Source organism: Streptomyces sp. NPDC030809 (assembly GCF_055572195.1).
This window is the reverse complement of record NZ_JBVIDV010000024.1, coordinates 40,118-54,382: the sequence shown is the minus strand read 5'-3', so window position 1 is coordinate 54,382 and position 14,265 is coordinate 40,118. Positions and strand designations below refer to the sequence as shown.

11 protein-coding genes and 1 riboswitch are annotated in these 14,265 nt (G+C 71.5%); of the genes, 9 read left to right on the top strand and 2 right to left on the bottom strand.

The window, feature by feature from the left end; all coding sequences use genetic code 11:
- Window positions 1-53: 53 nt before the first annotated feature.
- From qcrC to ACZ407_RS27880, 5 genes are all read left to right on the top strand, one after another.
- The gene (gene qcrC / locus ACZ407_RS27900; RefSeq protein ID WP_468132945.1) at window positions 54-863 is read left to right on the top strand and encodes a cytochrome bc1 complex diheme cytochrome c subunit; all 810 of its coding nucleotides are present in this window, start codon (window positions 54-56) and stop codon (window positions 861-863) included.
- The gene (gene qcrA / locus ACZ407_RS27895; protein ID WP_468132943.1) at window positions 860-1,918 is read left to right on the top strand and encodes a cytochrome bc1 complex Rieske iron-sulfur subunit; all 1,059 of its coding nucleotides are present in this window, start codon (window positions 860-862) and stop codon (window positions 1,916-1,918) included. Before qcrC ends, qcrA begins: the two co-directional genes overlap by 4 nt.
- A complete protein-coding gene (gene qcrB / locus ACZ407_RS27890; protein ID WP_468132941.1) occupies window positions 1,915-3,543 on the top strand; it encodes a cytochrome bc1 complex cytochrome b subunit in 1,629 nt (542 codons plus the stop codon). The genes qcrA and qcrB overlap by 4 nt, the downstream gene beginning before the upstream one ends.
- A 161-nt stretch (window positions 3,544-3,704) precedes the next feature.
- Window positions 3,705-4,793: an anthranilate phosphoribosyltransferase gene (gene trpD / locus ACZ407_RS27885; RefSeq protein WP_468132939.1), complete on the top strand. Its 1,089-nt coding sequence runs from the start codon at window positions 3,705-3,707 to the stop codon at window positions 4,791-4,793.
- Between the two features lie 113 nt (window positions 4,794-4,906).
- A riboswitch (SAM riboswitch) is annotated at window positions 4,907-5,023 on the top strand.
- Window positions 5,024-5,313: 290 nt separating this feature from the next.
- Window positions 5,314-6,759: an aminotransferase class V-fold PLP-dependent enzyme gene (locus tag ACZ407_RS27880; RefSeq protein ID WP_468132937.1), complete on the top strand. Its 1,446-nt coding sequence runs from the start codon at window positions 5,314-5,316 to the stop codon at window positions 6,757-6,759.
- A gap of 1,857 nt (window positions 6,760-8,616) precedes the next feature.
- Here the strand turns inward: ACZ407_RS27880 and ACZ407_RS27875 are convergent.
- Both ACZ407_RS27875 and ACZ407_RS27870 read right to left on the bottom strand, forming a co-directional pair.
- On the bottom strand, window positions 8,617-8,898 hold the full coding sequence (locus ACZ407_RS27875) for an Lrp/AsnC ligand binding domain-containing protein (protein ID WP_468132935.1): 282 nt from the start codon (window positions 8,896-8,898) through the stop codon (window positions 8,617-8,619).
- The gene (locus ACZ407_RS27870) at window positions 8,895-9,605 is read right to left on the bottom strand and encodes a rhomboid family intramembrane serine protease (protein ID WP_468132933.1); all 711 of its coding nucleotides are present in this window, start codon (window positions 9,603-9,605) and stop codon (window positions 8,895-8,897) included. Before ACZ407_RS27870 ends, ACZ407_RS27875 begins: the two co-directional genes overlap by 4 nt.
- A gap of 250 nt (window positions 9,606-9,855) precedes the next feature.
- Between ACZ407_RS27870 and ACZ407_RS27865 the strand changes: the two genes are divergently transcribed.
- The 4 genes from ACZ407_RS27865 (at window position 9,856) to ACZ407_RS27850 (ending at window position 14,184) form a co-directional block, all read left to right on the top strand.
- Window positions 9,856-10,095, top strand: coding sequence for a hypothetical protein (locus ACZ407_RS27865; RefSeq protein WP_007263676.1), 240 nt, complete (start codon window positions 9,856-9,858; stop codon window positions 10,093-10,095).
- Window positions 10,096-10,141: 46 nt separating this feature from the next.
- Entirely contained in the window at window positions 10,142-11,488 is a 1,347-nt protein-coding gene (locus tag ACZ407_RS27860; protein WP_468132930.1) for an NYN domain-containing protein, read from the top strand.
- A 364-nt stretch (window positions 11,489-11,852) separates the two neighbouring features.
- Window positions 11,853-12,884: a C40 family peptidase gene (locus ACZ407_RS27855; RefSeq protein WP_468132928.1), complete on the top strand. Its 1,032-nt coding sequence runs from the start codon at window positions 11,853-11,855 to the stop codon at window positions 12,882-12,884.
- A gap of 265 nt (window positions 12,885-13,149) precedes the next feature.
- Window positions 13,150-14,184, top strand: coding sequence for a C40 family peptidase (locus ACZ407_RS27850; protein WP_468132926.1), 1,035 nt, complete (start codon window positions 13,150-13,152; stop codon window positions 14,182-14,184).
- Window positions 14,185-14,265 lie beyond the last annotated feature (81 nt).

Sequence of the window (14,265 nt, the reverse complement as noted above, 5' to 3'; positions counted from 1 at the left end):
CGGCATCCATCCAGCAAGCACCGACGCAGAAGATCCTGACACCGGGGTAATCCGTGAAAAAGCTCTCCGCACGACGACGCCATCCGCTGGCGGCGGTCGTCGTTCTACTCCTCGCGCTGGCGGCCACTGGGGGGCTGTACGCCGCGTTCGCGCCCGCGGGCAAGGCGCAGGCCGATGAAACCGCCCAGTCCCTCGCCATCGAGGAGGGTCAGAAGCTCTACGCCGTGGGCTGCGCAAGCTGCCACGGAACCGGGGGTCAGGGTTCCACTGACGGCCCGAGCCTGGTGGGCGTCGGCTCTGCCGCCGTCGACTTCCAGGTGAGCACGGGCCGCATGCCCGCCCAGCAGCCCGGCGCGCAGGTGCCGAAGAAGAGGAACATCTACTCCCAGGCGCAGATCGACCAGCTCGCCGCGTACATCTCCTCCCTCGGCGCCGGTCCCATCACGCCGACCGAGAAGCAGTACGACCCGGCCGGCGCGGACATCGCCCGCGGTGGTGAGCTCTTCCGCAACAACTGCGCGCAGTGCCACAACTTCACCGGTGAGGGCGGCGCCCTGACGCACGGCAAGTACGCCCCGAACCTCGAGGGCGTCGAGCCGAAGCACATCTACGAGGCCATGCTCACCGGCCCGCAGAACATGCCCTCCTTCCCGGACAGCACCATGCCGGAGAAGGAGAAGAAGGACATCATCGCGTACCTCCAGACCGTCAACGGCGACAAGTCGGAGAGCCCCGGCGGCCTCAAGCTCGGCGGCCTCGGCCCCGTCAGCGAGGGCCTGTTCGGCTGGGTCTTCGGTCTGGGAACGCTCATCGCTGTCGCCGTCTGGGTTGCGGCCCACACCGCTAAGGCCAAGAAGTCATGAGTAGCCAAGACATTCCCGAAGACAAGCACCTGCCGAGCGAGCAGGGCGACGCGCACCACGGCGGTGTCGCGGTGGCGGACGACCCGTTCGCCGACCCCGGTCTGCCGGCCCACAAGCCGCGCATCCAGGACATCGACGAGCGGGCGGCCAAGCGCTCCGAGCGCACCGTCGCGATGCTGTTCACCCTGTCGATGCTGGCCACGGTCGGTTTCATCGCCGCCTACGTGACCATCCCGGTCGACAAGATCGTCTTCATCTGGCCCTTCGGCCACGTGAGCGGTCTGAACTTCGCCCTGGGCGTCACCCTCGGCATCGCCCTCTTCTGCATCGGCGCGGGCGCGGTCCACTGGGCCCGCACCCTGATGTCCGACGTCGAGGTGGCGGACGAGCGCCACCCGATCGAGGCCGCTCCCGAGGTCAAGGCGAAGGTCCTCGCGGACTTCGCCGACGGTGCCCGCGAGTCCGACATCGGCCGCCGCAAGCTCATCCGCAACACGATGCTCGGCGCGCTGGCCATGGTGCCGCTCTCCGGTGTCGTCCTGCTGCGCGACCTGGGCCCGCTGCCCGAGGACAAGCTCCGCAAGACGATCTGGGCGAAGGGCAAGCTGCTCATCAACCAGAACACGATGGAGCCGCTGCGTCCCGAGGACGTCGCCGTCGGTTCGCTGACCTTCGCCATGCCCGAGGGCCTGGAAGAGGACCAGCACGACTACATGCAGCAGATCGCCAAGGCTGCCCTGATGATCGTCCGCATCAAGCCGGAGGACATCAAGGACAAGCAGGAGCTCGAGTGGTCCCACGAGGGCATCGTGGCCTACTCGAAGATCTGCACCCACGTCGGCTGCCCGATCAGCCTGTACGAGCAGCAGACCCACCACGTGCTCTGCCCGTGCCACCAGTCCACTTTCGACCTCTCCGACGGCGCCCGCGTCATCTTCGGCCCGGCCGGCCACGCCCTCCCGCAGCTGCGGATCGGCGTGAATGACGAGGGCTTCCTCGAGGCGCTCGGCGACTTCGAAGAGCCCGTCGGTCCTGCCTTCTGGGAGCGCGGATGAGCACTGCGACCGCTACCGACAAGCGCAAAGCGCCGGCGGGCGAGCGCGTAGCCGACTGGGCGGACGGCCGCCTGGGCATCTACAGCCTCGCCAAGTCGAACATGCGCAAGATCTTCCCGGACCACTGGTCCTTCATGCTGGGTGAGATCTGCCTCTACAGCTTCATCATCATCATCCTCACGGGTGTGTACCTGACGCTGTTCTTCCACCCGAGCATGAACGAGGTCGTGTACCACGGCTCGTACGTGCCGATGCAGGGCGTCCGGATGTCCGAGGCCTACGCCTCGACCCTGGACATCAGCTTCGACGTCCGCGGCGGTCTGCTCATCCGGCAGATCCACCACTGGGCGGCCCTGATCTTCGTCGCGGCCATGCTCGTGCACATGATGCGCGTGTTCTTCACCGGCGCGTTCCGCAAGCCGCGCGAGGTCAACTGGGTCTTCGGCTTCCTGCTGCTGGTCCTCGGCATGTTCACCGGCTTCACCGGTTACTCCCTGCCGGACGACCTGCTCTCGGGCACCGGTGTCCGCTTCATGGAGGGCGCGATCCTGTCCGTGCCGATCGTGGGCACGTACCTGTCGATGTTCCTCTTCGGCGGCGAGTTCCCCGGCCACGACTTCGTGGCCCGGTTCTACTCGATCCACATCCTGCTGCTGCCCGGCATCATGATGGGCCTGCTCGTGGCCCACCTGATCCTGGTCTTCTACCACAAGCACACCCAGTTCGCGGGCCCCGGCAAGACGAACAACAACGTCGTCGGCATGCCGCTGCTGCCGGTCTACATGGCCAAGGCCGGAGGCTTCTTCTTCCTGGTCTTCGGTGTCATCGCGGTCGTCGCCGCCATCGCCTCGATCAACCCGATCTGGGCGCTGGGCCCGTACATCCCGGACCACGTGTCCACGGGTGCGCAGCCCGACTGGTACATGGGCTTCTCGGAAGGCCTCATCCGTGCCATGCCGGGCTGGGAGATCAACCTGTGGGGCCACACCCTCGTCCTGGGCGTGTTCATCCCGCTGGTCATCTTCCCGCTGGTCCTCGCGGCCATCGCGGTCTACCCGTTCATCGAGTCCTGGGTCACCGGCGACAAGCGCGAGCACCACATCCTGGACCGCCCGCGCAACGCCCCGACCCGTACGGCCTTCGGTGTCGCCTGGCTGACCTGGTACGTCATCCTGCTCATCGCGGGTGGCAACGACATGTTCGCGCAGTACTTCCACCTGTCGATCAACTCGATCACGTGGTTCGCGCGGATCGGCTTCTTCGTCGGCCCGGTCATCGCCTTCGTCATCACCAAGCGGATCTGCCTGGGTCTCCAGCGCCGCGACCGCGACAAGGTGCTGCACGGCCGCGAGACCGGCATCATCAAGCGCCTGCCGCACGGTGAGTTCGTCGAGGTCCACGAGCCGCTGCCGCAGGGCAAGCTGCACACCCTGACCTCGCACCACCAGTACACGCCCGCCGAGATCGGCCCGACGGTCGACGAGAACGGCGTGGAGCGCAAGGTCAAGCTCATGGAGAAGCTCCGCGTGAAGCTCAGCAAGGGCTACTACGGGGAGGACAACCAGATTCCGAAGGCCACGGCCGAGGAATACAAGGAGATCCAGAGCGGCCACGGCCACCACTGACTCTCCGCACGGCTGAAGGCCGCGCCCGGGAGAACCGGCACGGCTGACCATTGATCGCCACAGCAGGAGCCCCGTCCAGAAATTGGACGGGGCTCTTCGCTGTCTCCCGGGCTGGATAGGCTGAAGACCTTCGTATTCGGCTCTGGACCCAGGAGTGGACCATGAACGTTGTGACCCCGGCAGGCGGCGACAGCGTGGCGGGCCTGACCTGGCCGGGCGTACTCGACGCTCTGCTCGCCGGCAAGGACCTCTCGGCCGACGAGACCGCCTGGGCCATGGACCGGATCATGCGCGGCGCGGCCACGGACGCGCAGATCGCCGGCTTCGCGGTGGCCCTCCGGGCCAAGGGCGAGACCGTGGCCGAGATCAACGGCCTGGTGCGCACGATGTACGCCCACGCCAACCTGATCGAGGTGCCCGGCCGCACGGTGGACATCGTCGGCACCGGCGGCGACGGGGCCAAGACCGTCAACATCTCCACCATGTCCGCCGTGGTCGTCGCCGGCACCGGCGCCAAGGTCGTCAAGCACGGCAACCGGGCCGCCTCCTCCGCCAGCGGGGCCTCGGACGTCCTGGAGAAGCTCGGCGTCAACCTCGACCTCACCCCCGCCCGCGTGGCCGCGGTGGCCGAGGAGGCGGGCATCACCTTCTGCTTCGCCGTGAAGTTCCACCCGGCCCTGCGGCACGTGGCCGCCGCCCGCAAGGAACTCGGCATCCGGACCACCTTCAACTTCCTCGGCCCGCTCACCAACCCCGCCCGGGTGCGCGCCCAGGCCACCGGCGTCGCCGACGCCCGCATCGCCCCCATCGTGGCGGGCGTCCTGGCCGAACGCGGCTCCTCCGCCCTCGTCTTCCGCGGGGACGACGGCCTCGACGAGCTCACCACCACCGCCACCTCCCGCGTCTGGTGGGTCCGCGGGGGCAAAGTCACCGAGCAGGCCTTCGACCCGCGCGACGTGGGCATCGACCTGGTCGACGTGTCCGCCCTGCGCGGGGCGGACGCCTCGTACAACGCGGACGTGGCGCGCCGGCTGCTCGCCGGGGAGACCGGGCCGGTACGCGACGCGGTACTGCTGAACTCGGCAGCCGCCCTCGTCGCCCTCGACGGCCTCGCCGAGGAGGGCGCCACCCCGCCCGCGGGCACCCTGGAGGAGCAGATCCGCACCGGCATCGAGCGGGCGGCCGAGTCCATCGACTCGGGCGCGGCCCGCGCGGCCCTCCAGCGCTGGGCGGCGGCCAGCAACGCGTGACCACCCCCGGCCGGCCGCCGACATGGCCGAGTCGCAGCGAATCAACGGCAGGCCCGGTCCGCATCGTGGACCGGGCCTTGCCCGTTCCGGATCTTGTGGCAAGATGCTGCACAGGTCACGAGTGACAGCGATCAGGCCCCGGCTTGCTGTCCGGCAACCCTCCTTCCGTGGCGGGGTGCCCCGGGTGATGACCAGGCCGTGGACCACAAGGTCCAGGGCAAGCGCGGATCCCTCGACACCAGGGATCCTGGTCTCTCGAGGAGCGTTTTCCGTGAGCAAGCGAATGCGATAGGCGCCCAGCGCCCCTCTTCACCCCAGCCCTCCGCGCGGGGTCTGCGCGTTCCTGCAGACCCGGTCGCCGCGTTTTCCCCTCGGTCTCCGACGCGCCAGGGCATCTCCCGTACCGTGCACGGCCGCAGCAGCGCGCCGCCACGCACCCGCGTGGCCGCGCACCGGCGCACCCCTGCACCCGTACGGGCCATCCGAAGCCATTCACCCCTGCCCGCCGGGAGATTCCGCCATGTCCGCGTACCCGAACTCCGCTGCCACCACCGCTGCCACCGCCGCCGAGGCCGGTGAGGCCGCCCCGGCCACCAGCCCCGCCCCCGCCACCGGTGCCGCCCCGGCCGACCCGTGCTGCGAGGGGTCGCTGCCCGTCCTCGGCCGCGACGTCACCGTGCCGCTCGTGACCGGCGGCGAGGTCACCTACGCCGCCCTCGACTACGCCGCCAGCGCGCCGGCCCTCCAGCGGGTGTGGGACGAGGTCGCCGCCTACGCCCCGTACTACGGCAGCGTGCACCGCGGCGCCGGGTACCTCTCGCAGCTGTCCACGGACCTGTTCGAGCAGAGCCGGGCCACGGTCGCCGAGTTCCTCGGCTGCCGCCCCGAGGACCAGGTGATCTTCACCCGGTCCACCACCGACAGCCTCAACCTCCTCGCCCAGGCGATCCCCGCCGACTGCCAGGTCTTCGTCTTCGAGACCGAGCACCACGCCTCGCTGCTCCCGTGGCGCGACGCGCGCGTCACCTACCTCAACGCCCCCCGCACCCCCGACCAGGCCGTCGCCACCCTGGAGCGGGCCCTCGCGGACCGAGACCCCTACGGCCCCGCCCTCGTGTGCGTCACCGGTGCCTCCAACGTCACCGGCGAACTGTGGCCCGTACGCGAACTCGCCGCGGCCGCACACGCCCACGGGGCGCGCATCGTCCTGGACGCGGCCCAACTGGCCCCGCACCACCCCGTCTCCGTGACCGAGCTCGACGTGGACTGGGTCGCCTTCTCCGGACACAAGCTGTACGCCCCCTTCGGCTCGGGCGTCCTCGCGGGCCGCGCGGACTGGCTCCGGCAGGCCGACCCGTACCTCGCCGGCGGCGGCGCCTCCCGCAAGGTGGCCCGGCGCGAGGACGGCGGCGTGGACGTCGAATGGCACACCACCGCCGCCCGCCACGAGGCCGGTTCCCCCAACGTCATCGGCGTCTACGCCATCGCCGCCGCCTGCCGCGCCCTCACCGAGGCGGGCTTCGACCACCTCGTGGCCCGCGAACAGGAACTCGTACGCCGCGTCCGCGAGGGCCTGGCGGACGTCCCCCAGGTGAAGGTCCTCTCCCTCTTCGGCGACGAAGCCCCGCGCGTGGGCGTCATCTCCTTCGTCGTGGACGGCTGGAACAGCTCCCACTTCGCGGCCGCCCTCTCCGCGGAATACGGCATCGGCGTCCGCGACGGCCTCTTCTGCGCCCACCCCCTGGTCCGCACCCTCCTCGGCAGCGAGCCCCAGGAGCCCGGCGAATGCGGCGCCCCCGAGGCGGCCCCCGGCGAGCGCTCCCTCAACGCCATCCGCGTCAGCTTCGGCGCAGGCACCCCCGACGAGCACATCACCCGCTTCCTCGCCGCAGTCCGCGAACTCGTCACGAACGGAGCGCGCTGGCAGTACCGCACGGAGGACGGGCGCTGCGTCGCGGTGGTCTGACCCGCGGGCGGGGGGCGGGTGGGGCGGGGTCGGGCCGTGCGGGGTTCGTGTGGGGCGGGGTGGGTTTGTGGGGCGGGGTCGGGTGCGGTTGATACGCGTTCGGTGCGCTTCTTTTCCCCCCTGGCCTTGTTGCTGTGGGGCAGGGTCTGCCCACCACCCCCTGGTGTTGCGCGGGGTCTCACCGTGCGGGGTCCCGTGTGGGGCGGGTTGGGTGTGTGGTGCGGGGTGTGGCCGTGCGGGGTTGGGGTGGGGCGGTGTTGTGGGGGGGCTCCGGGGTGTGCCCGCATGTCTGATGGTCCGGCCGTCCCGGTGGCCGGTGTCAAGGGCGCTCCCTTCGGTCGCGTCGCTGCGCGATGGCCCTTCGGGCCACCCTTGACTCCGGCCGCCGTGCCGTCAGTCCCCAGACTTGCGAGCACCCCCCGGAGGGAAAGCCGGTCACGGGGACGGTGATGCCCACCAGCGGGATCCGGCAACCTCGGCAGGTCATGTCCGGGGCCCGCCCTCACGGGCGAAAGACCCGCCCGCGATCGCTACGTGCCCAAGGCCGGACGGCGGCTGCCGGTCGGCTCGGGCTGGGCATAGGCCGCCCACGATCGCTACGCGCCGAAGGCCGGACGGCGGCTGCCGGTCGGCTCGTGGCCGAACATAAACCGCCACCGATCGCTACGCGCCCCATGCCGGTCGGCGGCCGCCGGCCGGTTCGCGGCCGAGAGCCGACCGCCCTCGACTCTCCACGCCACCACGCCCCAGGCGGCTGCCGACAGATACCGGCAAAGGCCTGTGACCTGTACTTTCTCCGAGCCTTCACTCCCGGCCGGAGGCCGGTCTCCGGCTTGACGTCAATCCGGTTCGGCAGGACCGCACCCAGCCGCCCGAACCCCCACCGGGATCACGGCGGGTCAGCCGCCAACGTTCCCCGGCCCACCACCAGTGCCCCAGCATCTGGATGCGTTGTACGGGTGGTGCGGGTGGGAGAACATCCCCCGCGCGGAGCGCGGGGGCAGCCCCACCGGCGGTGAGCCGGACACGAAGGCCCCGCCCGGTACGGGCAGGCGCACCGCACGGCGGGTGGGCCGCCAACGTGCCCGAGCCGCCCACCAGTGCCTCAGCATCTGGATGCGTTGTACGGGTGGTGCGGGTGGGAGAACATCCCCCGCGCGGAGCGCGGGGGCAGCCCCACCGGCGGTCAGCCGGACACGAAGGCCCCGCTCGCCACGGGCGGCGCGGCAGGTTGGCCGCTGACGGCCGCAGGCCCCCGCTCCTCGCACCGGTGCTCGCCGTCCGGCATTGGGCACGTAGCGATCGGGGGCGCCTATGCCCGGCCCGAGTCGGCTGGCGGCCGCCGTCCTGGAGGGGCACGTAGCGATCGGGGGCGGGTCTTTCGCCCGTGAGGGCGCAGGCTCACCCCTACCCCGGCCAAGCCTTCCCGGACCCCGCCCGTGGGCATCGCCGTCCCCGTGACCGGCTTTCCCTCCGGGGGGTGCTCGCAAGTCTGGGGACTGACGGCACGGCGGCCGGAGTCAAGGGTGGCCCGAAGGGCCATCGCGCAGCGACGCGACCGAAGGGAGCGCCCTTGACACCGGCCGCCGGGACGGCCGGACCATCAGACATGCGGGCACACCCCGGAGCCCCCCACAACACCGCCCCACCCCAAACCCCGCAAGGCCACACCCCGCACCACAAACCCAAACCGCCCCCCACGGGACCCCGCACGGCCAGACCCCGCGCAACACCCGGGGGCGGTGGGCAGACGCTGCCCCGCAGCGACAAGGTCAGGGGGGAGAAGGCACGCGCCGAGGGGGGATCGGCCGCGACCGACCCCGTCCCCCGGACGGGACCCGCCCCGCCGAGGGCCTCCTACGCGTCCAGCCCGATCGCGAAGGCCGCCTCCAGGTCGTGCTGGGAGTACGTGCGGAAGGCGACGTGGGTGTCGGTGGCCTGGACGCCCGGGATCTTGCTGATCTTGCCGGGGATGATGTCGGCCAGGTCGTCGTGGCGGGCGACGCGGACCAGGGCGATGAGGTCGTACGTGCCGGTCACGGAGTAGACCTCGCTGACGTTGTCCAGGGAGGCGATCGACTCGGCGATCTCGGGGATCCGGTCCACGCTGGTCTTGATGAGGACGAGAGCGGTGATCACGGTGGGTTGTCTCCCTCGGTGGCCGGGGCTGTGACTGGCTCCTTCACTCTAGTCGTACGGCGGTAGCGGGCCCATGCGTAGCCGCAGCCGAGGGCGAAGCCCACGAGGTGGGCCAGGTAGGCGACGCCCGGGCCGCTTCCTGCGCGGTGGGCCGCCAGGCCCTGGAGGACGAACCAGAAGGCCAGGACGATCCAGGCGGGGAAGCGCAGGGGGAGGAAGAGCAGGAAGGGGAAGAGGCTGGTGACGCGGGCCTGCGGGAACAGCACCAGGAAGGCCCCCAGCACGGCGGAGATCGCCCCGGAGGCCCCCACCAGCGTCTGGTCGGACCGGGCGTTGGCGGCGGCGTACGCGGCGAGCGAGAGGTAGCCGCAGACCAGGTAGAAGACCGTGTACCCCAGCGCTCCCATGCGCTCCTCGGTCATCACCCCGAAGACGTGCAGGAAGAGCATGTTGCCGAGCAGGTGCAGCCAGCTGCCGTGGATGAAGAGGGCGGTGAGGGGGGTCAGGGCGGTGCGGACGCTGAGGGTGAAGAGCTCGTCGGGGACCACGCCCCAGCGCCGGAGGTAGTCGGTCTGGGCGGCGAGGAGCTCGTCGCCGGCGCCGTAGAGGGGGTTCATGCCCGAGACGGGGCTCAGGAGGAAGATCACCGAGCAGGCGGCGATCAGGGAGTGGGTGATCACCGGTCCCGTTCCCCATTTTGCGGCCATCTCCAGAGCATCGCGTAAAGGGAGGAAGGGGGCAGGTTGCCCCGCCGCGTCTCGCATGGGGGACGGGGGCCCGCGCGGGGACGCCATGAGGCCGTAGGGTTACAACCGGTAGACAACACAAGCACCACGGACGGTCGCCACCGGCGGACCGGCACCACCGGACCGGCACGACGGTCGGCACGACCGGACCGCCGGACCGGCACCCGCCCGGCCCGACCCCCGCTCCCACCCCGAAGGAGACCCCGCCCCGATGACGGTTCCCCTCCCCACCGACACGACCCGGTGGCGCTGCACCCTGTGCGGCAACCTGACCCGGTTCGACGTCACCCGTTCGTCGAAGGTGGTCGAGTACGTCCACCTCGACCTTGCGGGAGAGCCCAAGGTCGAGGAGCGTGAGGTGGTGAGTGAGACCATCGAGTCGGTGCGCTGCCGCTGGTGCAACGCGGTGGACCAGATCGAGCTCGTGGACAGGCCGGGCACGGACTCCTGAGCGGGTCGTGCCACGGAAGGTTTTCTGACGGTAGGGGTGACGGATTGTGGAGCAGCCTGCAAGCGGCGCCGGCGACGCCGCCGAGGCGCTCGACCGCCCGTTGCCCGAGGGCGTTCGGCGCAGGGTGATCGCGTTCGTGTCGGACGCGTTCGGGGGGCTGGTGCTCTCCGATCTGCCCGCGCAGTTGCGGCAGTATGCCCGTTTCACCCCGAGCCGTCGGGCCAAGTTCGCCGGCAATGCGATGGCCTCCGCGCTGGAGAGCGATCCGGTCTTCCGCGGGCGGATCGGCGAGAAGCTGAAGGAGGCTCAGCCGGAGCTGGCGGGTGCACTGGAGTCCGGCGCGCCGCCGGCGGCCGCCGATCCGCTGGACGTGGCGGCGGCGGCGTACGTGCTGCGCCCGGCGGGCTGGGTCAAGCTGGTCGCGGCCGCCGGTGAAGAGGTGGAGCGGGCCGACGCCGAGCGGGTGGGCGAGGAGACCCAGCGGGAGCTGGAGCGGCTGCGGGCCGAGCTGGCCGCCGTACGGGAGCAGCAGAAGGCCGGCGGGGAGCACCTGCGCCAGGAGCTGGACGCCGCGAAGAAGGAAGCCGAATCGCTTCAGCGCAAGCTGCGCAGCGCCCTCAACGACGTGAAGCGGGGCGAGGCGGCCCTGCGGAAGGCCGCCGGGGAGATCGAGGCGGTGCGGGCGGAGGCGGCCGCGCAGGTGACGGCGGCCGAGAGCGAGAGCCGGCGGCTCAAGTCCCGGCTGGGCGAGGCCGAAGCGGCCCTGGAGGCGAGCCGGCGGGCGACCCGCGAGGGGCGCAGCGTCGAGGACATGCGGGTGCGGCTGCTGCTGGACACGGTGCTGGAGTCGGCGCAGGGGCTGCGGCGCGAACTGGCGCTGCCGCCGGTGTCGGTGCGCCCCGCGGAGACGGTGGACGCGGTGGAGCCGGGGCGGATGACCCCGAAGGACATTGCGGCCCGGGCGCTGTCGGAGACGGATCCGGCGCTGCTGGACCAGCTGCTGGCACTGCCGCAGGCGCACCTGGTGGTGGACGGCTACAACGTGACGAAGACCGGCTATCCGACGATGCCGTTGGAGAAGCAGCGGCTGCGGCTGCTCGGCGGGCTGTCCATGCTGGCCGCGCAGACCGGTGCGGAGATGACGTGCGTCTTCGACGGGGCGGAGCTGGCGGCCCCGGTGCTGCTCGCGCCGCCGCGCGGGGTGCGGGTGCTGTTCTCCAAGCCGGGCGTGACGGCTGACGAGTTGATCCGTCAGCTGGTGCGGGCCGAGCCGCCGGGGCGGCCGGTGGTCGTGGTGTCCACGGACCGCGAGGTGGCCGACGGGGTGGCCAAGTCCGGTGCCCGCCCGGTTGCTTCCGCCATGCTCCTCAAGCGCCTTTCGCGCATCTCGTAACTCCTGGGCGCAATGCCCGATTTCACCCCCCCCTGGGGAGGAGGGAAGTCTTCCTGGGGGTTTCGTGATCTTCACCATGCTATCGGGGCTTCGGTGTCGTCTGTGTCCCTTCGTCCATTTCTTGCTGTTTTAGTGGCATTTCCCTGCTCCGCACCGTCAGGTGGCCGCTACTGCCCGTGCGGAGCAGGGAAATTGACGGGTCGGGCGGCGAGATTTTGCTTTGCAGGATTTGAAGTGATCACAGCTTGGTCACTAGGGTCTGGGCTCAAACCTTCGTGCGGTTGATCACCCATTCGGGGTGGCGGGCGGAGGTCCGCCGAGTCTGCGTTCGATCGGCGGCTCTAGGAAGAAGGAGCTCGCCCCCGTGGCGTCCCACCGTCGACCCAAGCAGCCGAACCGCGCTCGTGTGACCGTGCTCACCGCAACCGCCGCCGCGGCCGTCGCCCTTTCCGCCCAAGGCGCCTCCGCCGCTCCCGCGAAGCCGAGCAAGGACGAGGTCAAGGCCAAGGTCGACGCCCTCTACGAGCAGGCCGAGCAGGCCACCGAGAAGTGGAACGGCGCCGCGGAGCAGCAGGCCAAGCTGGAGAAGCAGATCGGCCAGCTCCAGGACAAGGTCGCCCGCGGCCAGGGCGAGCTCAACGACCTGCGCGCGCAGCTCGGTTCGATGGCCAGCGCCCAGTACCGCTCCGGCGGCATGGACGGCTCCATCCAGCTGTTCCTCTCCGCGGATCCGGACGACTACCTCGACAAGGCCTCCGTGCTCGACCAGTTGGGCGCCAAGCAGGCCGACGCGGTCACGCAGATCCAGGCCAAGCAGCGCACCCTGGCCCAGCAGCGCCAGGAGGCCGCGGGCAAGCTGAAGGACCTCGCGGAGACCCGCAAGGAGCTCGGCGAGAAGAAGAAGCAGGTCCAGACGAAGCTGGCCGAGGCGCAGCGGCTGCTCAACCAGCTGACCGCCGAGGAGAAGGCGAAGCTGAACGAGGAGGAGGGCCGCGCCAGCCGTTCCGGCGGCGGCCAGCGTCCCGACCTCGGCAACGTGAAGCCCTCCGGCCGGGCCGGGGCGGCCCTCGCCGCCGCGCAGACCAAGCTGGGCTACGCGTACGTCTCCGGCGCCGAGGGCCCGAGCGCCTTCGACTGCTCGGGTCTGACCCAGTGGGCCTACCGGCAGGCCGGCGTGGACATATCCCGCACCACCTACACGCAGGTCAACGACGGCACCCGGATCGGCCGCAGCCAGCTCCAGCCCGGCGACCTGGTCTTCTTCTACGGGGACCTGCACCACGTCGGCCTGTACGCGGGCAACAACATGACCCTGCACGCGTCGAACCCGCGCGGTGGCGTCAAGTACGAGTCGATGGACAACATGCCCTTCCAGTTCGGCGTCCGCGTCAGCTGACCGCGCCCGGGCCCCGCACTCCCTCTTCCGACTTCTCCGGTCAAGACGCGCCGACACCGCCCATCCGGGCGAATTGCGGCACCGCTCGCTGACCTCGCGCCCCGCCGGTGACCTGTGTTCTCCGGCGGGGCGTCACTCTGCGTGCCTGCCGGGGTCTTTGGTCGGCCTGTGCTCCCACGGCTACTGTCGGCCAGCGCGGAGCCCGGACACGGCCGTCCACGGGGGCGGACACGGGACCTGCCCGCGGAAGGGAGTGCGGATTCCTGTGGCGTCCCATCGCCGGCCCGTGACCTCGGGCCCGGACCGGAGCACCAAGGCCACGGTCCTGTCCGCCGCCGCGGCCACCGCCGCGGCCGCCCTTTCCGCCGCCCCCGCGAGCGCCGCCCCGCAGGATCCGGCGAGCACCGCCCGGGCCCGGGTGGACCGCCTCTTCGAGGAGGCCGAGCAGGCCACCGAGCGCTTCAACAAGGCGGGGGAGCGGGCCGCGAAGCTGCGCGCCGAGATCCGCGGGGTGCAGGACGCGGTGGCCCGCGGCCAGGACCGCATCAACACCATGCGCGGGGTCCTCGGCACGTACGCGGGTGCCCAGTACCGCTCCGGCGGGGTCGATCCCGCCGTCGAGCTGATGCTCTCCGAGGACCCCGACGGCTACCTGGAGAAGGCCGCCGCCCTGGCCCGGCTGAGCAGCCGCCAGGCCGGGCAGCTCGCCGAACTCCACGAGGCCCAGCGCAAGCTGGGCCAGCAGCGCCGCGAGGCCTCCCGCAAACTGGCCGAACTCGACGGGCTGCGCGCCGACGTGGCCCGCCAGAAGCGCGCCGTCACCGCGAAGCTCGCCGCCGCCCGGCGGATCCTGAACGAGATGCCCAGCGAGGAGCGGGCCGCCTTCGAGCGGGCCAGCCGCTCCTCGGGCCGGGCCGTGGACCTGCCCGATCCCTCCGGCGGGGGCGCGGTGTCCGGCCGCGCGGCGGCCGCCGTGGCCGCGGCCCGGGCCGCCGTGGGCCGCCCCTACGTGTGGGGCGCCACCGGGCCCTCCGGCTTCGACTGCTCCGGGCTGATGGTGTGGTCCTACCGGCAGGCCGGGGTCTCCCTGCCGCGCACCTCGCAGGCGCAGCGCTTCGCGGGCCGGCACGTCCCGCTGTCGGAGGCCCGGCCCGGGGACCTCGTCACCTACCGCTCCGACGCCAGCCACGTGGGCATGTACGTGGGCAACGGCCAGGTGGTGCACGCCCCGTACCCGGGCGCCCCGGTGCGCTACGACCCGGTCGGGATGATGCCGGTCTCGGCGGTCACCCGGCCCTGAGGGCGCGGACCCCGCCCGGGGCGGGCGTACGGCGGGCCGTCACCAGGCGGGCGTACGAGGGAACCCGCCCCGGGCGGGCGT

Coding starts and splice junctions, on each gene's coding strand:
- qcrB (WP_468132941.1), top strand. CDS start 1,915: ATGAGCACTGCGACCGCTACCGACAAGCGCAAAGCGCCGGCGGGCGAG.
- trpD (WP_468132939.1), top strand. CDS start 3,705: ATGAACGTTGTGACCCCGGCAGGCGGCGACAGCGTGGCGGGCCTGACC.
- ACZ407_RS27865 (WP_007263676.1), top strand. CDS start 9,856: ATGACGGTTCCCCTCCCCACCGACACGACCCGGTGGCGCTGCACCCTG.
- ACZ407_RS27870 (WP_468132933.1), bottom strand. CDS start 9,605: ATGGCCGCAAAATGGGGAACGGGACCGGTGATCACCCACTCCCTGATC.
- qcrA (WP_468132943.1), top strand. CDS start 860: ATGAGTAGCCAAGACATTCCCGAAGACAAGCACCTGCCGAGCGAGCAG.
- ACZ407_RS27880 (WP_468132937.1), top strand. CDS start 5,314: ATGTCCGCGTACCCGAACTCCGCTGCCACCACCGCTGCCACCGCCGCC.